This window comes from Pseudomonas sp. F01002 (assembly GCF_004402115.1).
Classification (GTDB): domain Bacteria; phylum Pseudomonadota; class Gammaproteobacteria; order Pseudomonadales; family Pseudomonadaceae; genus Aquipseudomonas; species Aquipseudomonas frigoris.
Window position 1 is genome coordinate 77,191 of sequence record NZ_SOPU01000004.1, and the last position, 23,185, is coordinate 100,375.

A 23,185-nucleotide genomic window follows, 5' to 3' on the forward strand; every position below is an offset into this window, starting at 1 on the left:
ATGCACCTGCTCAGGACCCAGCCCGGCGGTTTCGTGTCGGATGACAACATTGCCGACCTTGGACAAACCCCCGCCGAGTTGGTGATCCTGTGCAGCGGCGACTCAAGCCTCGCGCTGCTCGCCGAAGCGGCGCAGCAGTTGCCCGACGATTACCCCAGCGTGCGTCTGGCCAATCCGATGCAGGTGCAGAACCACGCCTCGGTCGACCTGTATGTCGACGAGGTGCTGCGCCATGCCAAGGTGATTCTGATCTCGCTCCACGGTGGCATCGCCTATTGGCGTTACGGTGTCGAGCGTCTGGTGGAATTGTCACAGCGCGGCGTGCAACTGATTCTGGTGCCCGGCGATGACCGTCCGGACCCGGAACTCAGCGAGCTAAGCACGGTGGCTGCCTGCGACCGCGACCGCCTCTGGCAGTTTCTGCGTCAGGGCGGAATGAGCAATGCCCTGGATTTCTTCCGTTGCCTCGCCAATCGTTGGCTGGATCGCGACTACGCCTGGGCCGAGCCGCAAACCCTGCCGCGCACGGCGATTTACCACCCGCACAAAAGCCCCGCTGAACTGAAGGATTGGCAAGCCGATTGGCAGGCCGATCAACCGGTCGCGGCGGTACTGTTCTACCGCTCGCATTTGCAGGCGGCGAACACTGGATTCATCGATGTTTTCTGTCAGCGTTTGCAGGCGGCAGGGTTGAACCCGTTGCCGATTGCCCTGGCCAGTCTGAAAGAGCCCGGCTGCCTGACGGTGGTCGAGGACCTGTTGGACGAAGTCGAAGCCGGCGTGATTCTCAATACCACCGGTTTCGCGCAATCCAGCCCTGAAGCGCCGCACTTGCGACCGTTTCGCCGCAACATTCCAGTGATCCAGGCGATCTGCGCCCAGGACAACGAACCCGGTTGGCGCGCCAGCGAACAAGGTCTTGGTCCGCGTGATCTGGCGATGCATATCGCATTGCCGGAACTGGACGGGCGGATCATCAGCCGACCGATCAGCTTCAAGGACCTGGCCTGGCGCAGCGAGCGTAGCCAATCCGATGTGGTCTGCTATCGGCCACAACCGGAGCGCATGGATTTTGTCGCCGAACTGGCGCGGCGCTGGATTGATCTGGCGCGAGTGCCCAACGCTGAAAAACGCATCGCCCTGATCCTCGCCAACTACCCGACGCGCGATGGTCGCATCGGCAATGGCGTGGGCCTCGACACCCCGGCCGCCGCGCTGAACATCCTGCGCGCGTTGCATACAGAAGGTTATCCGCTACCCGCCGAATTGCCCGACACTGGCACCGCGTTGATCCAGCAGTTGCTCGGTGGCGTGAGCAACGACCTCGACACCCTCGACCAGCGTCCGTGTCAGCAAAGTCTGTCGATGGACGACTACCTGCTGATGTTCAACGCCTTGCCCGAGTCCAATCGCCAAGCCGTGCTGGAACGTTGGGGCTCGCCGCAAAGCGATCCGATGTGCCGTGGCGGGCGAATGATGATCGCCGGACTGCGCTTTGGCCTGACCTTCGTCGGCATTCAACCGGCGCGCGGTTATCAGGTCGACCCGAGTGCGGTGTATCACGATCCGGACCTGGTGCCGCCTCACGGTTACTTGGCGTTCTATTTCTGGTTGCGCAACACCTACGGTGCCCACGGCGTGATCCACGTCGGCAAGCACGGCAACCTCGAATGGCTGCCGGGCAAAGGCGTCGGGCTTTCTGAGAATTGCTGGCCGGATGCGCTGCTCGGGCCGCTGCCGAACATCTATCCGTTTATCGTCAACGATCCGGGCGAGGGCGCCCAGGCCAAGCGCCGTACGCAGGCGGTGATAATCGATCACTTGATGCCGCCGTTGACCCGCGCCGAAACTTACGGCCCGTTGCGCAACCTCGAATTACTCGCCGACGAGTATTACGAAGCGCAATTGCTCGATCCGCGCCGTGCCCGGGAATTGCAGCGCGACATCCTGCAACTGGTGCGCGAGACGCACATCGACCGCGAACTGCAACTGGACGAAAAACTCGACAGTGGTGCCGATGCGGCGATCTGGTTGCCGCGTTTGGACACCTATTTGTGCGACTTGAAAGAGTCGCAGATCCGCGACGGTCTGCATGTGTTTGGCGAGTCGCCGACCGGGCGCTTGCGCATCGACACCTTGCTGGCGTTGTTGCGCATTCCGCGTGGCGATGGGCGTGGTGCGCAATCGAGTCTGCTGCGGGCCTTGGCCAAGGCGTTTATGTTGGGCTTCGATCCGCTGGATTGTGCGCTTGCCGAACCTTGGATCGGGCCACGTCCGATTGAACTGCAAACCCTCACCGATGAAGTCTGGCGCACCGCCGGGGATACCCGTGAACGTCTGGAACTGTTCGCCACGCAACTGATCTCGCAAACTCTAAACCAACCTCAAGCCAACCCCGGCCCCTGTGGGAGCGAGCTTGCTCGCGAAGCGGTTGAGCATCCAACATTGATGTCGATTGACCCACCGCTATCGCGAGCAAGCTCGCTCCCACAGGAGGCCACTTGGTCCGACGTCAGCGCGATCATCGACAGCCTGCGCGAAGTCGTCGCGCCAAGGCTGGACGCCTGCGGTCCGGCGGAAATGCGCGGTTTACTCGACGCCCTAAGCGGCCGCTTCGTGCCGGCCGGCCCCAGCGGTGCGCCGAGTCGCGGACGGCTCGACGTGCTGCCGACCGGGCGCAACTTCTACTCGGTGGACGTGCGTAACCTGCCGACCACCACCGCGTGGCGTATCGGTTTCCAGTCGGCCAACCTGATTCTTGAACGGCACCTGCAAGACCACGGCGATCATCTGCGTCAGCTCGGCCTGTCGGTGTGGGGCACCGCGACCATGCGTACCGGCGGCGACGACATCGCCCAGGCCATGGCGCTGATGGGCGTGCGCCCGGTCTGGGCGACGGGCAGTCAGCGGGTCGACGACTTCGAAATTCTGCCGCTGAGTCTGCTGGACCGTCCGCGCGTGGACGTGACCTTGCGCGTCTCCGGATTCTTCCGTGATGCCTTTGCCAATCTGATTCGCCTGTTCGACGCGGCCGTGCAAGCGGTCGCCGCCCTCGACGAGCCGGACGACCTCAACCCCTTGGCCGCCAAGGTGCGTGCCGAGCGCGAAGCATTGATGCAATCGGGGCTGGATGAAGACGCAGCCAGGCGTCAGGCCGGTTGGCGCATCTTTGGCGCCAAACCCGGTGCTTACGGCGCGGGCGTGCAGGGCGCCATCGACGGTCGTCTGTGGCAAAGCCGCGACGACCTGGCCGAGGTTTATCTGAACTGGGGCGGCTACGCTTACGGCGGTTCTGACGAAGGCACCGTAGCGCGAGAGCAGTTCGCTCAGCGCCTGAGCCAGGTGCAAGCCGTGCTGCAAAACCAGGACAATCGCGAGCACGACTTGCTCGACTCCAACGACTATTACCAGTTCCAGGGCGGCATGCTCGCGGCCGTGGAAAGCCTCAGTGGTGAAGCAGCGGCCAGTTACCATGGCGATCACAGTCAGCCGGACTTGCCGAAGATCCGCACGTTGAAGGAAGAGCTGAACCGGGTGATTCGCTCCCGGGCAGCCAATCCGAAGTGGATCGACGGCGTGAAGCGCCACGGCTATAAAGGCGCGTTTGAACTGGCGGCGACGGTTGATAACCTGTTTGCGTTCGATGCTACAACGCAGCTGATCGACGATCACCAGTATGCATTGCTGGCGGATGCGTATTTGCTGGATCCGGCGACCCGGGATTTTGTTCGCGAGCATAATCCGCATGCGTTGCGCGACATGACTGAGCGGATGCTTGAGGCGCAGCAGCGGGGGATGTGGAAGGAGCCGGGCGACTACCGCGAAGCATTGGAGAATTTGTTGCTGGACATAGAAGAAGATGGCTGACTCTGCGGCACCGCTAACCCTGTGGGAGCGTGGCTTGCCCGCGAAGAGGCCCTCACATTCAACATTGATATTGACTGACCGGACGCCTTAGCGGGCAAGCCACGCTCCCACAGGTACAAGGTGTGCCTGCTACCGACCATGACCGAGTATTAAAGATGACCGACACCCCCCATTTCCCTCTCTCCGCCGTGGTCGGCGCCGACGATCTCAAACTCGCCCTCTACCTGACCGCCATCGATCCGAAAATCGGCGGCGTTCTCATCGAAGGCCCTCGCGGCATGGCCAAGTCGACCCTGGCCCGAGGCCTGGCCGACTTGCTCGCCAGCGGCCAATTCGTGACCTTGCCGTTGGGCTCCACCGAAGAACGACTGGTGGGCACGCTCGACCTGGACGCCGCCCTGAGCGAGGGTCGCGCACAGTTTTCCCCCGGAGTACTGGCCAAGGCCGACGGCGGCGTGCTCTACGTCGATGAAGTCAACCTGCTGCCTGATCACCTGGTGGACCTGCTGCTGGATGTGGCCGCCAGCGGCACCAATCTGATCGAACGCGACGGCATTTCCCATCGGCATTCGGCGAAGTTCGTGCTGATCGGCACGATGAACCCGGAAGAGGGTGAGCTGCGTCCGCAACTGCTCGACCGATTTGGCCTGAACGTCGCCCTCAGTGGCCACACAGCACCGACCGAGCGCGGGCAGATCATCCGCCGACGGCTGGATTTCGACAGCGATCCCCACAACTTCTGCGCCGAATGGGAAAGCCAGCAGCAGTCGCTGCGCGAACGTTGCCAGAAGGCGCGCAACGCGCTGGCAAGCATCCCGCTCGACGATCATGCGCTGGCGCAGATTACCGAGCGCTGCTTTGCCGCCGGTGTCGATGGCTTGCGGGCCGACCTGGTCTGGTTGCGCGCGGCGCGTGCCCACGGGGCGTGGCGTGGCGCGAGCGCCATCGCCGAGGAAGACATCGACGCCGTCGCCGAATTTGCCCTGCGCCATCGCCGCCGCGAGCCATCACCACCGGCACCGCAACAAAGCCAGCCGCCTTCTACCCAGCATTCCAACTCGAGCGAAGGCCAGGGCCAATGGGGTGAAATGCCCGCCCAAGCGTTACCGGTCGGCGCACGACGTGAAGTGCCGAGCTGGCCAAAAAAGCCCTAGGCATTCGCCCTCGATCTGATGCGGGGGCGAATGCCAGACCCCGCGCCGGACGACTGGACAATGGCAAGCAGGGTAAACGTCACGCGGCGCGCAGCGGCTCGATCAATTGGCCCGGCACATTGTTGAACGGCCGCCCGCGTCAACGCGACGATGTCTTGTTTCACCTGCGCACCCGTTCTCCTCACGAACTGTGGTTGGTGATCGTCGACGCCTCGGCCTCGACTCGTCGCCATCAGGCGTTGAGCGATGCCAAGGGCTTGCTGGCGCAACTGTTCGACGATGCCTATCGCCAACGCGCGCGCCTGGCGTTGCTCACCGCCAGTGGTCATGTGCCGAAGTGGCAGGTACAAGGGTTGAAAGCCTCCGCGGGTTTGCGCAACTGGCTTGATGGGCTGGGAGCGGGCGGTGGTACGCCGTTGCTGGCGGCGCTGGGTGAGGCGGGGTGCTGGCTGGCGGTCAGGCAGAAGCGTTTTCCGGCGGAACAGCAGCGCTTGTTGCTGGTGACCGATGGCCGATTGAAGGACTGGTCGACGTTGCCGGCGCTTGAATGTCCGGGGCTGCTGATCGACATCGAACGAGGGCCGATTCGTCTTGGACGGGCTAAGGTGATGGCTACCGAGTTGCAGGCTGAGTATCTGCATATCGATGATATGGAGTGAGCCGAAAAGATCGCAGCCTGCGGCAGCTCCTACAATGAACGGCGTACACCTGTAGGAGCTGCAGGCTGCGATCTTTTGATCTTCACAGGAGTGAGTCATGCGCGTTCTAGCCGTCAATAATCAGGACGATTTCCGCGTCAAAGCCTACGCCGGCACCAATGGTGTGCTATTGGCCATGGACCTGGCCGAACCCCGCCGCAAAGGCCTCTTGGGTTTCGCCATCGAAAAACAGCAAGGCCCCAAGCCCTGGCTGTTCCTGTTCAATAGCCTGACCTTCCCCGGCAAGGTGCATACGTTTCCCCAGTTTCACGCGACCCCCAGCGATATCGCACCGTTGCAGAAATTTCGCTGGGCCGATTACGCGGTCAATCCGGGGATGACGATCCATTACCGAATCCACCTGGCCTACGGCAGCGTTGATGCGCCGCAATTGGGCGAATACCTGGAGGTGACGGTCACCTCCGACAATGGTCAGCCGAATAACCAAAGTGTGAGCTTCAATCGCGCAGTGGCTGCCAGCCAGGCGTTCCAGCGCAAGTTTCCCGAACTCGACGCGCTGATCAGCGCCAACAAGAACCTGCCCATCGAAGCCTGGCCGGATGCCCCGCGGCAATGGCTGGAAAACGGTTTGCTCGGGCGCCTGCTGGGGTTTATCGAGCGTGCGGTGGATGGCCAGTGGGCGCTGGACATTGCCATCTACGAGTATGAATTGCAGGCCATTGTCGATGCGGTCAATGCCGCGTTCGAGCGTGGGGTAAACGTTCGAGTCCTGTATCACGCTCAACCGGGCGATGAGGACACCACCCTGAACGAGGCCAGCCTGGAAAAAATCCCGGCGGTGCACAAACGCGGGCGGGTCACCCACAACATCTTCCACAACAAATTCATCGTCCTGAGCCGGCTCGACGCCGCGGGGCAGCGTCAACCGGAAGCGGTGCTGTGCGGCAGCACCAATTTCACGCCCAACGGCGTTTATCGCCAGGCCAACGTGGTGCATGTGCTGGACGACACACGCGTCAGCGCCAGCTATCTGCACACCTTCGAGCAGGTCTGGGCTAACCCTGCGGATGTCGGTGCCACCAGAAACTGGCTCACGCACAACAACCCGATGGATCCGCTGCAACCGATGTTCGCCGGGTTCTCACCGCGCTCGGGCAAAGGGGATCTGGATGAGTTTGTCGAGATCATCAACGCCGCGAAAAAGGACGTGCTGTTCGTCACCGCGTTCGCCTTGCCCGACGATATCCTGAACGGTTTGCTCGGCCAGCCCCACGACGACATTTTGCGTTACGGCCTGCAAAACACCGCCAGCCGCATCACCGGTTTCCACGCCGACCGCACCGCCGAATTCGCCACCACCGCGCTGCTCAACACCGGGCTGGAAGGCTGGCTCAGAGAGAACATGAAAGGCCAGAAGGGCAACCTGCTGGTGCACACCAAAGCCGTGGTGACGGACTTCACCAGCGATGCGCCGACGATCATCAGCGGCAGCCATAACCTCAGTGCCGCGGCCAGCAATGGCAATGACGAGAACTACCTGATCATTCGCGGTAATACCGATCTGGCGGACCGTTATGGCCTGGAGCTGCTGCGGTTCTACGAGCATTACCGGTTTCGATACTTCGCCAAAAAACTCGCGCTCAAGCAGGTCCAGCCGTTGGCAGCGGATGACAGCTGGACCGATGACTATTACCTCGACGGGGATTTGCGTCAGCTATCCAGATTGCATTTTTCCGGACGGTAAACACACTCGGGGGGCAAACGCACTCCTTGTGGGAGCGGGCTTGCTCGCGAAGGCGGAGTGTCAGACAACATCATTGTTGACTGGAAGGCCGCTTTCGCGAGCAAGTCGGATCGCCGCACCGCCGCTCCCACATTGGATTTTCGACAACTTAATCACTTCATTCCCATCGCCTGCCGGTACTGTCGAGTCCGCCGGGCGATGTACACGCGGTCGAGAATCAACGCCCATAGCGCCGAAACGTCGGGACGGGTCTTGCGCCCACGGCTCAGGCGATTGAGCTGGAACTTCACGACGGCCATGCTCGCCAGTGCCGCCAGGGGTTTGCGCTTCCAGCGAATCGGCGGCAGTTGCGGGTGACTGTTCTGACCTTCGCGCCAGCGTTTGACCAGTCGAGGTTCAATCGCCAGTGCTGTGCCGATTCCTGCCATGGCGATGGCGCTGTCGAGTACCTGTTCGACGATCGCCAGACGTCGAATCCCGCCTGTGACCATCACCGGCATGTTCGCCACGCTGGCCAGCTCACCGGCCATTTCCAGAAAGTACGCTTCACGCGCCAAGGTCCGACCATCCCGGGCCTCGCCTTGCATGGCCGGGGCTTCGTAGCTGCCGCCGGAGAGTTCCAGCAGATCGATCGGTTGATCGTTGAGCCACTGGATGACGTGCCGGGCATCGTCTGCGTCGAAACCGCCGCGCTGGAAGTCCGCCGAGTTGAGCTTCACCGCCACGCAAAATGTCGGCGACACAGACTTGCGCACGGCGCTGACCACGTTGATCAGCAGGCGCGCACGATTCTTCAGGGAACCACCCCAGCGGTCGGTTCGGCGATTGGTCAACGGCGAGAGGAACTGGCTGATCAGATAACCGTGTGCGGCATGAATCTGCACCCCGGTGAAGCCGGCCTTTTCCGCCAGGGCGGCGCTGGTGGCGAAGCGTTGAATGACCTCTTCGATGTCACCCTCGCTCATGGGTTTGGGCTCGGCAAACATCTTCGAGAACCCACCCAGGTCCAGCGCCACCGCCGAAGGCGCCAACGCTTGCTGGCCGAGATTGGCCATGGTTTGACGGCCAGGATGATTGAGCTGCATCCAGAACTGCGCGCCACCGGCCCGGCCGATGCTTGCCCATTGGCGAAAGCGTTCAAGGTGCCGCTCATCTTCCAGCACCACGCCACCGGGGCCAGTCATGGCGCGGCGGTCGATCATCACGTTGCCGGTCAGCAACAGTCCGGTTTCGCCTTCGGCCCACGCCTGATACAGCCGGAACAAGGCATCCGCGGGTGCCTGCTCGGTATCGGCGAGGTTCTCTTCCATCGCGGCTTTGGCGATGCGGTTGCCGATGGTCTGGCCGTTGGGCAAATTCAATGCTTGGAAGGGCGACATGCCTGACTCCTCATCAGTGATGAGCAGAGGCTAAGCTTAAAGTTAACTTTAATGTCAAGCAGGCAAATGAGGCTGAGATGAAGATTGGTGAATTGGCGCAATTGAGCGGGTTGAACGCGTCGCGCATTCGGTATTACGAGGCTCAGGGTTTGATTCGTCAGGTGGAACGCCGGGCCAACGGTTACCGGCATTACCCCGACCAAACGTTGCAAACCCTGAAGATCATCCTGTGCGCCCAACAGGCTGGTTTCAGTCTGGAAGAGTTGAAGCAGCTATTGCCGGACAGCGCGACCGGTCAGTTCAAGCACGAAGAACTGGTGGCGGGCCTGGGGCGCAAAGTCGAACAGATCGAAGAGATGCAGTTGCACCTGGCGCAGAGCAAGGCGCGCTTGTTGGAGGTGATCGACACCATTCAGGTACGACCCGAGGGCATGGGTTGCGATGCTAATGCCCAGCGGGTATTGGCGACATTCAAGCATTAGTCATGTCGGTCGCTTTCACCGAAGGGCTTGTCGCGGTGGGGATCGGACTACGCATCAACGTGCCCACCACCAGCGCCCCCAACAAGGCCAGCAAACCCGCCACCCAAAGCAGCAGGCTGAAACCACCGACGAAGGCTTGCCGGGCCAACGGCTCGACCATCGGGCGAGCGGCTTCTGGCAGCAGGCTCATCGCCGCCGTCATGTCGCCAGCCACCACCCGCGAGGCGATACCCTGAGTTTGGCCGAGCCATTGCGCGCCATGGTCCGACAGACTGGTGCGCAACAACAGCTCGGTATGACTGGACAACAACGCCCCGAACACGCCGATGGCCAGCACGATTGCGCTGAAGCGCATGGTGGTGCTCATGCCTGAGGCCATGCCGGTGCGCTCCCGTGGCACGCAGGCCATGATGTTTTTTTGCGTATCGCCGTTGAGCAGCCCGGCACCGGCACCCGTTACGGCAATCGCCAGGGCGAAGGGCAGGTAACCGCCGCTGCTGACCGCCCAGGCACTGAGCAGATTGCCGCTGCCGACCAGGGTCAAACCGGCGGCCATCAATGGGGCGGGGGCAAATCGACTCGCCAGACGTACGCCGATACGCGGGCAAATCAGCATGGTCAGGGCAAACGGCAACATCCCCAGACCTGAATCGATGGCCGAGAAACCCAGGCCGTTTTGCAGGTAAAACGGCAGCAGGGTCATCATCACCTGGGCGCAACCGGCGTAGGCAAACATGCCTAACAGCGCACCGATGAAACGCGGATGCTTGAACAGTTGCAGGTCAACCATCGGCCGCCGCTGCATCCGTTCAATCACCACGAACAGTCCCAGCAACAGAGCGCCGCCGATCAGCCGGGCGTAGGTCAGCGGGTTACTCCAGCCGATCCGGTTCGCCTCGATCAGGCCCCAGATCAGGCACAGCAAACTCGCACTGAACGCCAGGCTGCCCCACGGGTCGAGGCGTGCGGACTGAGTGTCGCGGGACTCCGGCACGGCGCGCCAGACCATCACCATCAGGAACAATCCGACGGGCAGGTTAAGGTAGAAAATCCAGCGCCAGCCCATGTATTCGGTGATCAGCCCGCCGACCATCGGCGCGGCGGTCATCGCCACCCCCATGCACGCGCCCCAGAACGCCCAGGCCTTGGCCCGTTCCACTTCATCGTGAAAGGTGTGGCCAATGGAGGCGAGGGCCGAGGTCAGCAGCAAGGCCGCGCCGACACCCTTGATCGCCCGGGCGATGTCGAGGAACAGCGCGTTGGGCGCGGCACCGCAACCGATGGACGCGAGGATGAAAATGCCCAGCCCGCAGAGCAGGGTTTTCTGCCGGCCGAAGCGGTCGGCGATGCTGCCAGCCGGTAACAAAAGAGCGGCGAAGGCTAGCATGTAAGCGCTGACTACCCATTCGATGTCGGCAAAGTTAGCGCCCAGGTCGCGGGCGATCGTGGGCAGCGTCACGGCAACGATGTTGGTGTCGAGGACGATCAGCGAGCAAACGCCTGAGGCTGTGAGTAATGTCAGTCGCGGGCTCACCTTGGGTTTGACGGGCATGGCAGCGTTTCTCTACTGTGGACGTCGGTGCAGCATATCGCCGGTCGCTACTTTCCTTGTTAGGTACGCCTTGTCACTTCATTACCTTTGAGCTAACGCACCGATGGATATTCGCCATTTTCGCTATTTCCTCGCCGTTGCCCGGCAAGGCAACTTCACCCGCGCCGCCGAACAACTCGGTATCGCACCGCCGACCTTGACTCGACAGATCCAGGACATGGAGAACGAACTCGGCACGCGATTGTTCGTGCGCCAGACACGTGAAGTCAGCCTGACCGAGGCCGGCGCCGCGCTGGTGATCGAGGCCGAGGCGACGGTGCGACAATTCGAATACGCTCAGTACAACGCCCAGCGTGCCGGGCGCGGGGATATTGGCCATATCGAACTGGGTTACGTGGCTTCGGCGGTGTATTCGGGCTTGCTGCAGAAACAGGTGCAAGCCTTCGGCCGCGAGTGTCCTGACGTCAGCCTGAACGTACGGGAAAGTCCTATGGCGTCATTGCCGATGATGGTGGTCGAGGGGCGTTTCGATATTGGCTATGTCCGCTCACCCATGACCTTGCCTGAAGGCCTGGAAGCCATTCGCCTGGATGCAGAAGGCTTTGTGCTGGCGGTGTCGGCCGAGTCCTGGTTATGCCGTCTGCCAGAAATTGCCCCGGAAAACTTGCAGAACGAGACGTTCATCCTGCCGGAGCAAATCAGCGGCACCTTGCAAGTCGCCGCCGAGGGTGGGTTTGCGCCAAAACTGGGTGCGCAACCGGGTGGGTTGGTGGCGGTCATTGCGTTGGTGTCGTTGGGGCAGGGCGTTGCCGTCGTGCCCGAATCAGTGGTCGGTCATGTGGGGTTGCCCGGCGTGTTGTACCGGGCAATCAAAGGGTGCGAGGCGAGTTCGTGGTTGTCGTTGATTTATCGTCGGTTCGAGAAGTCCGCGGCGGTAGTCCGGTATATCGAACAGGTCAAAAATCGTGAGTGAATGGAAATATAGATCTTCTGGTTTTCGCTGACCTTAAGAGCCCATCGCGAGCAAGCTCGCTCCCACATTAGATCGTGTCTGTCCGGCCAACTCGGTCAATTGTGGGAGCGAGCTTGCTCGCGATAGCTGTCTGTCAAACGGCAGACTTCTCAAACCCTGATCAACGTGCGTGCCCGAGGCACAGTGCACAGGTTCCGTAGCGTTCGACGCAACCACGCCAGGTCATGGCCTGGTTTCCGTGCTGCGTATAGGGGATTCACCTTGCCGATGTACCTGGCGAAGTCTTCCTGCAGGGTTTGCTCAGTGCCAATTCCCTTGAGCTTCTTCAGCAGCTTCCCATCCTTGTAAAACAGCACGGTCGGAGTGCCGGTGACGTGCGGGTGGCGGGGGGATTCGCTGGTATTGAGCATGTAGATGTTCGCGTGATGGCGATATCGTTCGCCAATCTGACGAAAAATCGGCCCGGCCGTTTCGCAGGCCGGGCAGTGTTGATTGCCGAAGTACAGGATTACCGGGCGCCAGGTTCTCAGGGCCTTTTGGTAGACCGGGGCCAGTGCTGTATGAGTGCTTATCGAGCTCATTGAAATATCCGTCTTCAATATGGGCACGTGTTGTAGCGGTAAAGGGACTGGTAGCCAGATGATTGGCTACCAGTTGGTCAAATTTCAACGCCGTTCGAGAACTACGTTGTCGACATACACCCCGAAATCCTCAAATGAGCCATCGGCCGCTTCGAGCTTGATTTTCAAACTGGTAGCGTCATCCCCCACGAAGAAATCTTTGTAGTCGACAGTCCAGTCCTCGCCGTTTCCCAAATCGAGATCAATGATTGACCATGAGGGTTCAATCATCAGTCGTACTCTGCCGTAAGCATCCTGGTGAGTACGCATTTTTGCGGAAAATCGGAACGCCCCACCTTTGTCGAGTTTTACCTCTTGAGTGATCGAACCTGGAGTCTGAAGGGCGCAATAACCATCTGCGTACCGAACTTTGTCCACATTGGTCGGGCTCCAATGTTCGCCTCCATTTGAGAAATCACCATTGAGCAGCAAATTGGCGGTTGAGGATGGTTGAGACATGTGAAAACTCCTGTAAGTGGTTTGTCAAAAAGCCGCAAGCCCAGCCAATCGTGTGTGAGGGAAGGTTTGAGCGGTTGCACGGATTGAGCGCTCATAACCTGCGGTCCACAACTGTCAGATCTGACAGATCAACCCTGAAAACCGATGAACGGTCATAAACTGATAGCCTGGCGCATTAGTGCGAACGGACAGGCATGCGCCGTGTTTTTATGGTGCGCCACGCACCTTTTGTGGCCTTGCTACTCATGGGTGTAGCCCGCGGTAGCAGCCTCGCCGCGGTAGATAGTGCGCAGTATTCACGTCAGATTTTTCTATCCCCTTGAATTAATAGCCTTTTCGGATCCACGAAGATTTTCCGTCAATCCTGTGGCACACTTTCTGCTGTCTATTCCGTTGTTACATACCTACGTCCGGTATAACGGAATAACATCACCCTGGAGTGCTTGCCATGCATCGCCGACCTTCCTTGTTTAATGCGTGTGTTTTTGTTCTCGCGGCTTCGGCTGCTGCCATGGGCGTGGCCCAGGCGGCGGACAGCAAGCTCGATAGCGTGCTGGCCCGCGGGAAACTGATTGTGGGCACGGGCAGTACCAATGCGCCGTGGCACTTCCAGGGAGCGGACGGCAAGTTGCAGGGTTTTGATATCGATATTGCGCGGATGGTGGCCAAAGGGTTGTTCAACGACCCGAGCAAGGTCGAGTTCGTGGTGCAGTCGTCCGATGCGCGGATTCCTAACCTGCTGACCGACAAGGTTGACATGAGCTGTCAGTTCATTACCGTCACCGCCAGTCGTGCGCAGCAGGTGGCATTCACGCTGCCGTACTACCGCGAAGGTGTTGGCCTGCTGCTGCCGGCCAACAGCAAGTACAAGGAAATCGAAGACCTCAAAGCCGCCAACGACAGCGTCACCGTGGCGGTGTTGCAGAACGTGTACGCCGAAGAGCTGGTGCATCAGGCGTTGCCCAAGGCCAAGGTCGATCAGTACGACAGCGTGGACCTGATGTATCAGGCAGTGAACTCTGGCCGTGCCGACGCCGCGGCCACCGATCAGTCGTCGGTGAAATACCTGATGGTGCAGAACCAGGGGCGCTATCGCAGCCCGGCCTACGCCTGGAGTCCGCAAACCTACGCCTGTGCCGTCAAACGTGGCGATCAGGATTGGTTGAACTTCGTCAACACCACATTGCATGAAGCCATGACCGGCGTTGAATTCCCGACGTACGCAGCCTCCTTCAAGCAGTGGTTCGGTGTCGATCTGCCGTCGCCCGCCATCGGTTTCCCCATCGAATTCAAATGATCCCGTGAGAGCGGGGCGGTCATAAATCGCCCCGTTCAAGGTACTGCTGACCATGAACTATCAGTTGAACTTTGCCGCCGTGTGGCGCGATTTCGACACCTTGCTGGCGGGGCTCGGTCTGGGCCTCGAACTGGCGCTGGTGTCGATCGCCATCGGTTGCGTGATCGGCCTGATGATGGCGTTTGCTTTGTTGTCAAAGCACCGGGCGTTGCGGGTGCTGGCGTCGGTGTATGTGACGGTGATCCGTAACACGCCGATTCTGGTGTTGATTCTGTTGATCTACTTCGCCTTACCGAGCCTGGGGATCCGTCTGGACAAGATCCCGTCGTTCATCATCACGCTGTCGCTGTATGCCGGGGCCTATCTGACCGAAGTGTTCCGCGGCGGGCTGTTGAGTATTCCCAAGGGGCAGCGCGAAGCCGGGTTGGCGATTGGTCTGGGCGAGTGGCAGGTCAAGGCGTACGTCACGGTGCCGGTGATGCTGCGCAATGTGTTGCCGGCGCTGTCGAACAATTTCATCTCGCTGTTCAAGGACACCTCGCTGGCTGCGGCGATTGCCGTGCCGGAGCTGACCTATTACGCGCGCAAGATCAATGTCGAGAGCTACCGGGTGATTGAAACCTGGCTGGTGACCACAGCGCTCTATGTGGCGGCCTGTTACCTCATTGCCATGATGCTGCGTTACCTCGAGCAGCGTCTGGCGATTCGCCGATAGGAGGCCACATGTACGAATCCCCCAGTTGGTTGCATGAGTTGTGGGTTGCCCGTGAAGTGTTGTGGCAAGGCTTTCTGACGAGTGTGCAGGTCTCGGCCCTGGCGATTCTGTTAGGTACGATGGTCGGCATCGTCGCCGGTCTGGTGCTGACGTACGGCAAGTTCTGGATGCGCGCGCCGTTTCGGTTTTATGTCGACCTGATTCGCGGCACTCCCGTGTTTGTATTGGTACTCGCCTGCTTCTACATGGCGCCCGCACTAGGTTGGCAGATCAGTGCCTTTCAGGCCGGTGCGTTGGGGCTGACGCTGTTTTGCGGCTCTCACGTCGCCGAGATTGTTCGCGGCGCGTTGCAAGCGTTGCCCAGTGGTCAGATGGAAGCGAGCAAGGCCATCGGCCTGACGTTTTATCAAGCGCTCGGTTACGTGTTGTTGCCTCAGGCGTTACGGCAGATCTTGCCGACCTGGGTCAACTCGTCCACTGAGATCGTCAAGGCCTCCACGCTGCTGTCGGTGATCGGTGTCGCCGAGTTGTTACTCAGCACCCAGCAGATCATCGCCCGGACCTTCATGACCCTCGAGTTTTACCTGTTCGCCGGATTTCTGTTTTTCGTCATCAACTACGCCATCGAATTACTCGGCCGGCACATTGAAAAGCGGGTGGCCTTGCCATGACTCAATCTTCGCTCTCTAACGTAAAAGATGCTCAAAACGGTCAGCCCCTGCTGGACATTCGCGGGTTGCACAAAAAGTACGGCCAGCTCGAAGTACTCAAGGGCGTCGACCTGACCATGCAGCGCGGCAACGTCGTGACGCTGATCGGTTCCAGCGGTTCGGGCAAGACCACGTTGCTGCGCTGCGTGAACATGCTCGAAGAGTTTCAGGGCGGGCAGATCATGCTCGATGGCGAGTCCATCGGTTATGACGAGGTCAACGGCAAGCGCGTGCGGCACCCGGAAAAAGTCATCGCCCGGCATCGGGCCATGACTGGCATGGCGTTCCAGCAGTTCAACCTGTTTCCGCACCTCACGGCGTTGCAGAACGTCACCCTCGGTTTGCTCAAGGTCAAAAAGCTGCACAAGGATGAAGCGGTGGCCCTGGCGGAAAAATGGCTGGAGCGGGTTGGCTTGCTGGAAAGGCGCGATCACTTCCCCGGTCAGTTGTCCGGTGGTCAGCAGCAGCGCGTGGCGATTGCCCGGGCGATTGCGATGAACCCGAGCCTGATGCTGTTCGACGAAGTCACTTCGGCCCTCGATCCGGAACTGGTGGGCGAAGTGCTGAGCGTGATCAAAGGCCTGGCCGAGGACGGCATGACCATGCTGCTGGTGACCCACGAAATGCGTTTTGCGTTTGAAGTCTCGGACAAAATCGTTTTCATGAATCAGGGGCGGATCGAAGAGCAGGGGCCACCCAAGGAACTGTTCGAACGCCCGCAATCGCCACGACTGGCGGAATTTCTCAAGAACACGCGTTTTTAAATATCCACTTTTCAATCAGGAGAATTATTCATGAGCATTACTCGTTACGGCACCGGTAGCTCCGCCGGTGGCGGCCAGCCCCGTCCTTTCGCCCGCGCCGTTGAGGCCGATGGCTGGCTGCACGTGTCCGGGCAAGTACCGGCGCTGGATGGCGAAATCATTGTGGGTGGCATCGTCGAACAGACTCATCAGACCATGAAAAACCTGATCGCGATTCTCGAAGAGGCCGGTTATGGCCTGGAAGATGTGGTGCGCACCGGTGTGTGGCTGGAAGACCCGCGGGATTTCTGGAGTTTCAACAAGGTGTTTTCCGAATACTTCAAAAGCGAGCACGCACCGGCCCGGGCCTGTGTGCAGGCGAACATGATGGTCGATTGCAAGGTTGAGATCGACTGCATCGCATACAAGAAAAAGGCCTGAACCGAGAGCGCGGCTGATTGGCCCTTGTAGGAGCTGCCGAAGGCTGCGATCTTTTGGCGTTTTTGGATGCGCCGCAAGAGCAGGATCAAGATCAAAAGATCGCAGCCTGCGGCAGCTCCTACGGGGGCGACTTTGAATGGGAACACAGACATGACCGAAGACACCATCAAGCGCCGGGCTCGCGGTCTGGACCGGGCGTTCGATATCCTCGATTTCCTCAAGGAAGTCGGCAAGCCCCTGCGCCCGAACGAAATCGCCAGCGGCATCGGCAGCCCGAAATCCACGGTCTACGAATTGGTTGCCTCCCTGCTGGAGCGACGGATTCTGGAGGCCGTGGGCAAGGACGGTCACGTCTACCTCGGCCGTCAGTTGTACTTCCTCGGGCAAGCGCATTTACGCCATTTCGACCTGACCCGTGAGGCCGATCATGCCTTGCAGGAGATCGTCAGCCAGACCCGCGAAACCGCGCAGATGTGCCTGCTTAACGGACGAAAATACACCGTGGCCTTGATGAAAGAGGGCGAGCGGCATTTTCGCATTTCCTCGGATATCGGCGAGAACGCGCCGATTCCCTGGACCGCTTCCGGACGTCTACTGCTGGCGCATTTGAGCGACCAGGAAATCGTCGACCTGATTGACCACGACGATTTCATCCTGCCCAACGGTGAATGTCTGCCCCTTGAACAGTTTCTCGGTGAAATCCGTCAGGCCGCTATCGATGGCTTCTTTTCTTTCGATAGCGTCGCGGACACCTTTACCCATTGTTTCGCCGCCCCGGTGAAAGACCCGAACGGCGTGGCCATTGCGACCCTGTGCATCGTCGCCCCGAGGGCCGATGCCAAGAACAATTACAACGACTACCGCCGGGTGCTGATTGACAGCGCCAACAGCTTGGCCCGTCGCATCAACGAATAACAGCGGCTGCCTGCGGCCGCGAATGTGAGGAGTTCGACCATGTTTTCTGCCAAAAATACTGCCACCGTGGAAAAGGGCTTTGCCCACACAGGCGCCAATCTTGTGCGCGACGTCAGCCTGCCTGCGCTGGTGCTGCACCGCGAAGCGCTGGAACACAACATTCGCTGGATGCAGACCTTTGTCAGCAACAGCGGTGCCGAACTCGCCCCCCACGGCAAAACCAGCATGACCCCGGCGCTGTTTCGCCGCCAACTGGACGCCGGTGCCTGGGGCATCACCCTGGCCAGCGCCACGCAAACCCGCGCGGCTTACGCCCATGGCGTGCATCGGGTGCTGATGGCCAACCAATTGGTCGGTACGCCGAACATGGCGTTGATCGCCGATCTGCTGACGGACCCTGCTTTCGACTTCCATTGCATGGTCGATCACCCGGACAACGTCGCTGACCTCGGCGCGTATTTCGCCTCCCGCGGTGTGCGCTTGAACGTGATGATCGAGTACGGCGTGGTCGGCGGTCGTTGCGGTTGCCGCACGGAAAACGAAGTGGTCGCGCTGGCCAAAGCCATTGCTGCACAACCGGCCCTGGCGCTGACCGGGATCGAAGGTTACGAAGGGGTGATTCACGGCGATCATGCGGTGAGCGGCATCCGTGCGTTCGCTGATTCTTTGGTGCGCCTGGCCGTGCAGTTGCAGGACAGCGGCGCGTTCGCCATTCCCAAGCCGATCATCACTGCCTCGGGTTCGGCCTGGTATGACCTGATCGCTGAATCCTTCGAAGCGCAGAACGCCGGCGGGCGTTTCCTCAGCGTGCTGCGTCCTGGCAGCTATGTGGCCCACGATCACGGCATCTACAAAGAAGCGCAATGCTGCATGCTCGACCGTCGAAGTGATTTGCACGAAGGCTTGCGACCGGCGCTTGAAGTCTGGGCTCATGTGCAATCGTTGCCGGAACCGGGCTTTGCGGTGATCGCCCTGGGTAAACGCGACGTGGCCTACGACGCCGGGTTGCCGGTGCCGCTGTTGCGTTACAAGGCGGGCGTGGTACCGGCGACGGGCGATGATGTCAGCGCCTGCAAGGTGACGGCAGTGATGGACCAGCATGCGTTCATGACCGTGGCGCCGGGGGTTGAGCTGCGGGTGGGGGACATTATTTCCTTTGGTACTTCGCACCCGTGCCTGACGTTCGACAAGTGGCGTATCGGGTGTCTGGTGGATGAGCAGCTGAATGTCATCGAAACCATGGAAACCTGTTTCTAAGGCTTGAGTCGCGTCCGGCCGTTTTGCGACCGCTTCGCGCTCGAACGCAGGCTTCGCCAGCTGCTACATAAAGCGGGTTCGCCACGCACTTGTAGCAGTTGCCGCAGGCTACGTCCGGCTGCGCAACAGTCGTGAGCGGGTCAACATGAGAATTCAATTAATGAACACCATCAGCACCCTCGGCCCCAACACCCCGCGCATCGCCCTGATCGGCGAATGCATGATCGAGTTGCAGCAACGCGCCGACGGCAGTCTGCAACAGAGTTTCGGTGGCGATACCTTGAACACGGCAGTCTACCTGTCCCGGGAGTTGGGCGAGGGTGGCACGGTGGATTACGTCACCGCCCTGGGCGACGACAGTTTCAGCGATGCCATGTGCCGAAGCTGGGCCGATGAAAACATCGGGCTCGGTATGGTCCAGCGCTTGCCCGGTCGATTGCCCGGCTTGTATTGCATCCAGACTGATGCTGCCGGCGAGCGGCGTTTTCTCTACTGGCGCAATGAAGCGGCAGTCCGCGATTGTTTCACCACCCCGGCCGCCGCGCCGATCCTGGCGGCACTGCCGGATTACGATGTGCTGTATTTCAGCGGGATCACCCTGGCGGTGCTCGGCGTGCAAGGTCGGGAGAAGTTGCTGGAAACCCTGATCGAAGCCCGGAAGCGGGATGCGCGGATCGTGTTCGACAACAACTACCGGCCACGTTTGTGGGCGTCGATCGAGGACGCACGGGCGGCTTATCGCAGCGTTCTGCCCTATGTCGACCTGGCGTTGCTGACCGTTGATGACGAGCAGGCGCTTTTTCATTTTTCCAATTGCGAGGCGGTGTTTGCGGCTTACGAGCAGATTGGCACGCCTGAAGTGGTACTCAAGCGTGGCGCCGAGGCGTGTCTGATTAGGTGTGATGGAGAGTCGTTTGAAGTGCCGGCGCAGGTGGTCGAGCGGGTGGTGGACACCACGGCAGCGGGGGATTCGTTCAGTGCGGCGTATTTGGCCAGTCGCCTGAAAGGAGGTAGCCCGGTTGAGGCTGCTGAAGCGGGCCATCGCTTGGCGAGTCGGGTGATTCAGGTGCCCGGTGCGCTGATCCCCAAAGATTGAAACGCAATCCCCTGTAGGAGCTGCCGAAGGCTGCGATCTTTTGATCTTGCTCCTTTCGGGACCGCTGAAAATCAAGATCAAAAGATCGCAGCCTTCGGCAGCTCCTACATAGGGCCTTTAAAGCCCCTCAATCCCGGTAAAACACCTGCACCAGGTGATAGCCAAACTTGCTCTTGATCGGACCATGCACAACCCGCAACGGTTTTTTGAAAATCACGGAATCGATAACTCCAACCATCTGCCCGGGCCGCACTTCACCCAGGTCGCCGCCGCGCTTGCCGGACGGGCAGGTGGAATACTTCTTGGCCAGCACATCGAAGGCTTCGCCCTTGGCGATGCGTTGTTTGAGCTGTTCGGCTTCTTCCGAGGTTTTCACCAGAATATGGCGGGCTTGAGCTTTCATGGGCAGTACCTTGCAACGGTGGTGGCTATGGTGGTGCCAGCGGGGGGCGCGCGATTATGCCTTAACTCAGTCCGGTTGGCCGATCATCTCGCGAATCTTGTTGGCCAACAGGTCAATGGAAAAGGGCTTGGCCACCATGTCCATGCCTTCCTCCAGGAAGCCCTGGCGCTCGGCGGCTTTTTCCGCGTAACCGGTCATGAACAGCACTTTGAGCTCGGGGCGGTGCTGGCGGGCAATCTCCGCCAGTTGCCGACCGTTCATCCCAGGCAGGCCGACATCGGTGACCAGCAAATCGATCCGCAGGTCGGATTCCAGCAGGGGCAGGGCGGTCTTCGCGTCTTCGGCTTCATGGGCGTGATAACCCAGCTCGTTGAGCAGGTCGAGCACCAGCATGCGCACCGCCGGATCGTCCTCCACCAACACCACGGTTTCACCGGCAATCGCGGCTGGCGCCTCGCTGGTGACCGGCATCAGGATGTTTTCGGGCTCTGCGGCGTGCAGTCGCGGCAGGTACAGACGAACGCTGGTGCCCTGGCCGGGCAAGCTGAACAGGCTGACATGCCCGCCCGACTGCTGGGCAAAACCGTAGATCATCGACAGCCCAAGACCGGTGCCCTGGCCGATGGGTTTGGTGGTGAAGAACGGGTCGAAGGCCTTGGCCAGCACCGACGGTGTCATACCGGAACCATTGTCGCTGACGGCAATCATCAGGTAATCCCCGGCCTTGACCGGTTCCAGGGTGTTGATGTCACTGCTGTCGAGGTAAACGTTGGCGGTTTCAATGCGCAACTCGCCGCCATCAGGCATGGCGTCCCGGGCGTTGATCACCAGATTGAGCAGGGCATTTTCCAGCTGGCTGACGTCGGTGCTGACCGGCCAGACGTCATCGGCCAGTTGCAGTTTGAGCTCGATGTGGTCGCCCTTGGTCCGACTGAGCAGGTCTTCCAGAGAATGGATCAGATCATTGGCGTTCAGCGGCTTGCGGTCCAGTGACTGACGCCGGGAAAACGCCAGCAGGCGATGGGTCAGGGCGGCGGCGCGGTTGGCCGAGGACACTGCCGCTTCGGTGAAACGGCTCACCTCGGCGGCGCGCCCGTCGGCGATGTAGCGCTGCATCAAGTCGAGGCTGCCGATGATCCCGGTGAGCATATTGTTGAAGTCATGGGCGATGCCGCCGGTGAGCTGGCCGAGCGCTTCCATTTTCTGCGCATGCCGCAACGCCTCCTCGGCACGCTCGCGTTCGAACATCTCGTTCTGCAGGCGCTGGTTGGCTTCAGCCAATTGTTGGGTGCGGGCGACAACTCGTTCCTCGAGCGTTTCGTTGAGGTTGCGCAGGGCTTCTTCAGTCTGTTTGCGCTCGGTTTCGTCAATCACAAAGATGTAGAAACCATTGACCGCGCCATCCGCACCGTGGCGCGGCAAGTAGTTCATCAGGGCATGGCGGATGCTGCCGTCACGGTGCGGGGTGCTGATGCTGAAACAACAAGGCTTGCCGGACAGCGCCTGGGCGATGTATTCCGCGCGTAAGGCATAGGCTTCTTCACCCAGTACTTCACGGATGGTTTTGCCAAAGAGCTCCTGAGGCGTCAGCCCGTACCAGTCGAGGTAAGCCGAATTGTTCAGGCGAAAGCGCTCCTCGCGGTCCACGTAGCTGATCAGGATCGGCATGGCGTTGATGATCAGTTGCAGCTCGGTCTGACTTTGCCGCAAGGCTTGTTCTGTGTGTTTACGTTCGGTCAGGTCCAGGGCGGCGCCGAGGAAGCGAATCGGCCGGCCATGGTGGTCCTTGTAGCAACGACCCCGGGCAAACACCCAGCGCAGCTGACCGTCGGCTTGCAGCAGGCGATATTCCTCGGCGTACTCGGTGCCGTGGGTAATGGAGTGCTTGATGCTGCGGGCGACCATGGCGCGGTCTTCCGGATGCACACCCTGGAGGTAGGCGCTGATAGGCAACTGGCTGGCGAGCAGCGGGTCGATACCGTGTAACTGGGCGAAGTGGGTGTCGGCAATGAAGCGGTCTTCGTTTATGTCCCAGTCCCAGGTGCCGACGGCGTCGGTGGCCGCGAGGGCCAGTTGCAGACGCTCCTCGGTTTCGTGCTGGGCCTTGAGGCTGGCGGCCGAACGCTGCTCGAGTTCGAGGGCGATGCGTCGGCGTTCGTTGGTTTCGATGGCCGTGACCAGAATCCCGGCGACCTGGGCGCTTTCATCGCGGATGGGGCTGTAGGTCAGGTCCAGCCAGAAGTCGGAATCATGGCCATTACGCTGCAAGGTGAAGCGCTGTTCGCTGTAGGTCCGCACCTGCCCTTGTAGGACGGCGCTGTAAATGGGGTCGGTAAAGTCTTTTAACTCAGGCCAGATCAGGTGTGTCGGCTGTCCGAATGCGTGTGGATGCTTGCTGCCGGCCAGCAGGGCGAAGCCGTCGTTGTAGATCTGCGTGAGCTGGGGGCCCCACAGCAACAGCATGGGCATCGGCGAATGAATCACGATATCCACGGCGGTTCGCAGGCTTTGCGGCCAGGTACTGGCAGCGCCCAGCGGGCTGCGTCTCCAGTCCAGTCGGGCAATCAAGGCCTGGGCATCGCTGCCGGTCGGTGATGCGTTCATCAAGATGTCCTGCACTTAAGTCGGTGTAGCGGTGTCAACTATCCTTGTACCGCAGTAGACGCTGGATGATCCAATTTGGGTCATTTTTATTCACTGAATGCTTCGCGGGTGCTTT

At 60.4% G+C, this 23,185-nt stretch carries 20 protein-coding genes; 14 read left to right on the top strand and 6 right to left on the bottom strand.

What is annotated here, in order from left to right; all coding sequences use genetic code 11:
* From cobN to E3W21_RS03335, 4 genes are all read left to right on the top strand, one after another.
* On the top strand, window positions 1–3,867 hold the full coding sequence (cobN, locus tag E3W21_RS03320) for a cobaltochelatase subunit CobN (protein ID WP_134418300.1): 3,867 nt from the start codon (window positions 1–3) through the stop codon (window positions 3,865–3,867).
* Between the two features lie 155 nt (window positions 3,868–4,022).
* A complete protein-coding gene (locus E3W21_RS03325; protein ID WP_134418306.1) occupies window positions 4,023–5,021 on the top strand; it encodes an ATP-binding protein in 999 nt (332 codons plus the stop codon).
* 119 nt (window positions 5,022–5,140) lie between these two features.
* Entirely contained in the window at window positions 5,141–5,680 is a 540-nt protein-coding gene (locus E3W21_RS03330) for a VWA domain-containing protein (RefSeq protein WP_305955664.1), read from the top strand.
* A 97-nt stretch (window positions 5,681–5,777) separates the two neighbouring features.
* A complete protein-coding gene (locus E3W21_RS03335) occupies window positions 5,778–7,424 on the top strand; it encodes a phospholipase D-like domain-containing protein (RefSeq protein WP_129443658.1) in 1,647 nt (548 codons plus the stop codon).
* A 152-nt stretch (window positions 7,425–7,576) separates the two neighbouring features.
* On the opposite strand, the gene E3W21_RS03345 is transcribed toward E3W21_RS03335, so the two are convergent.
* The gene (locus E3W21_RS03345) at window positions 7,577–8,803 is read right to left on the bottom strand and encodes an NADH:flavin oxidoreductase/NADH oxidase family protein (RefSeq protein ID WP_134418320.1); all 1,227 of its coding nucleotides are present in this window, start codon (window positions 8,801–8,803) and stop codon (window positions 7,577–7,579) included.
* Window positions 8,804–8,880: 77 nt separating this feature from the next.
* Here E3W21_RS03345 and E3W21_RS03350 point away from each other — a divergent pair, with 77 nt between their 5' ends.
* Window positions 8,881–9,285 carry a MerR family transcriptional regulator gene (locus tag E3W21_RS03350; RefSeq protein WP_129443662.1) on the top strand — a complete coding sequence of 135 codons (405 nt, stop codon included), beginning with the start codon at window positions 8,881–8,883 and terminating at the stop codon, window positions 9,283–9,285.
* Here E3W21_RS03350 and E3W21_RS03355 read toward each other — a convergent pair.
* On the bottom strand, window positions 9,275–10,837 hold the full coding sequence (locus E3W21_RS03355; protein ID WP_134418327.1) for an MFS transporter: 1,563 nt from the start codon (window positions 10,835–10,837) through the stop codon (window positions 9,275–9,277). The genes E3W21_RS03350 and E3W21_RS03355 overlap by 11 nt on opposite strands.
* Before the next feature lie 103 nt (window positions 10,838–10,940).
* On the opposite strand from E3W21_RS03355, the gene E3W21_RS03360 reads away from it, so the two are divergent.
* Window positions 10,941–11,810: a LysR family transcriptional regulator gene (locus E3W21_RS03360; protein WP_134418334.1), complete on the top strand. Its 870-nt coding sequence runs from the start codon at window positions 10,941–10,943 to the stop codon at window positions 11,808–11,810.
* 149 nt (window positions 11,811–11,959) lie between these two features.
* On the opposite strand, the gene E3W21_RS03365 is transcribed toward E3W21_RS03360, so the two are convergent.
* Window positions 11,960–12,391 carry a thioredoxin domain-containing protein gene (locus E3W21_RS03365; RefSeq protein ID WP_134418341.1) on the bottom strand — a complete coding sequence of 144 codons (432 nt, stop codon included), beginning with the start codon at window positions 12,389–12,391 and terminating at the stop codon, window positions 11,960–11,962.
* 84 nt (window positions 12,392–12,475) lie between these two features.
* Window positions 12,476–12,889 (bottom strand): hypothetical protein, encoded by a 414-nt coding sequence (locus E3W21_RS03370; protein ID WP_134418349.1) that lies wholly within the window; start codon window positions 12,887–12,889, stop codon window positions 12,476–12,478.
* A gap of 448 nt (window positions 12,890–13,337) precedes the next feature.
* Between E3W21_RS03370 and E3W21_RS03375 the strand changes: the two genes are divergently transcribed.
* The 8 genes from E3W21_RS03375 (at window position 13,338) to E3W21_RS03410 (ending at window position 20,063) form a co-directional block, all read left to right on the top strand.
* Window positions 13,338–14,186, top strand: a complete 849-nt coding sequence (locus E3W21_RS03375) for a transporter substrate-binding domain-containing protein (RefSeq protein WP_134418356.1) — start codon at window positions 13,338–13,340, stop codon at window positions 14,184–14,186.
* Window positions 14,187–14,238: 52 nt separating this feature from the next.
* The gene (locus E3W21_RS03380) at window positions 14,239–14,901 is read left to right on the top strand and encodes an amino acid ABC transporter permease (RefSeq protein WP_008015908.1); all 663 of its coding nucleotides are present in this window, start codon (window positions 14,239–14,241) and stop codon (window positions 14,899–14,901) included.
* An 8-nt stretch (window positions 14,902–14,909) separates the two neighbouring features.
* Window positions 14,910–15,572, top strand: coding sequence for an amino acid ABC transporter permease (locus E3W21_RS03385; protein WP_134418363.1), 663 nt, complete (start codon window positions 14,910–14,912; stop codon window positions 15,570–15,572).
* Entirely contained in the window at window positions 15,569–16,375 is an 807-nt protein-coding gene (locus tag E3W21_RS03390) for an amino acid ABC transporter ATP-binding protein (RefSeq protein ID WP_129443676.1), read from the top strand. The genes E3W21_RS03385 and E3W21_RS03390 overlap by 4 nt, the downstream gene beginning before the upstream one ends.
* Before the next feature lie 30 nt (window positions 16,376–16,405).
* Window positions 16,406–16,795 (top strand): RidA family protein, encoded by a 390-nt coding sequence (locus tag E3W21_RS03395; protein WP_134418370.1) that lies wholly within the window; start codon window positions 16,406–16,408, stop codon window positions 16,793–16,795.
* A gap of 150 nt (window positions 16,796–16,945) precedes the next feature.
* Window positions 16,946–17,710, top strand: a complete 765-nt coding sequence (locus E3W21_RS03400; protein WP_134418376.1) for an IclR family transcriptional regulator — start codon at window positions 16,946–16,948, stop codon at window positions 17,708–17,710.
* 39 nt (window positions 17,711–17,749) lie between these two features.
* Window positions 17,750–18,967 carry an amino acid deaminase gene (locus E3W21_RS03405; RefSeq protein ID WP_134418383.1) on the top strand — a complete coding sequence of 406 codons (1,218 nt, stop codon included), beginning with the start codon at window positions 17,750–17,752 and terminating at the stop codon, window positions 18,965–18,967.
* Window positions 18,968–19,127: 160 nt separating this feature from the next.
* A complete protein-coding gene (locus E3W21_RS03410; RefSeq protein WP_134418390.1) occupies window positions 19,128–20,063 on the top strand; it encodes a sugar kinase in 936 nt (311 codons plus the stop codon).
* Window positions 20,064–20,190: 127 nt separating this feature from the next.
* Here the strand turns inward: E3W21_RS03410 and E3W21_RS03415 are convergent, their stop codons facing one another.
* Window positions 20,191–20,466, bottom strand: a complete 276-nt coding sequence (locus E3W21_RS03415; protein ID WP_134418397.1) for a peptidylprolyl isomerase — start codon at window positions 20,464–20,466, stop codon at window positions 20,191–20,193.
* A 66-nt stretch (window positions 20,467–20,532) separates the two neighbouring features.
* On the bottom strand, window positions 20,533–23,070 hold the full coding sequence (locus E3W21_RS03420; RefSeq protein ID WP_134418405.1) for a PAS domain S-box protein: 2,538 nt from the start codon (window positions 23,068–23,070) through the stop codon (window positions 20,533–20,535).
* Between the last annotated feature and the right edge of the window lie 115 nt (window positions 23,071–23,185).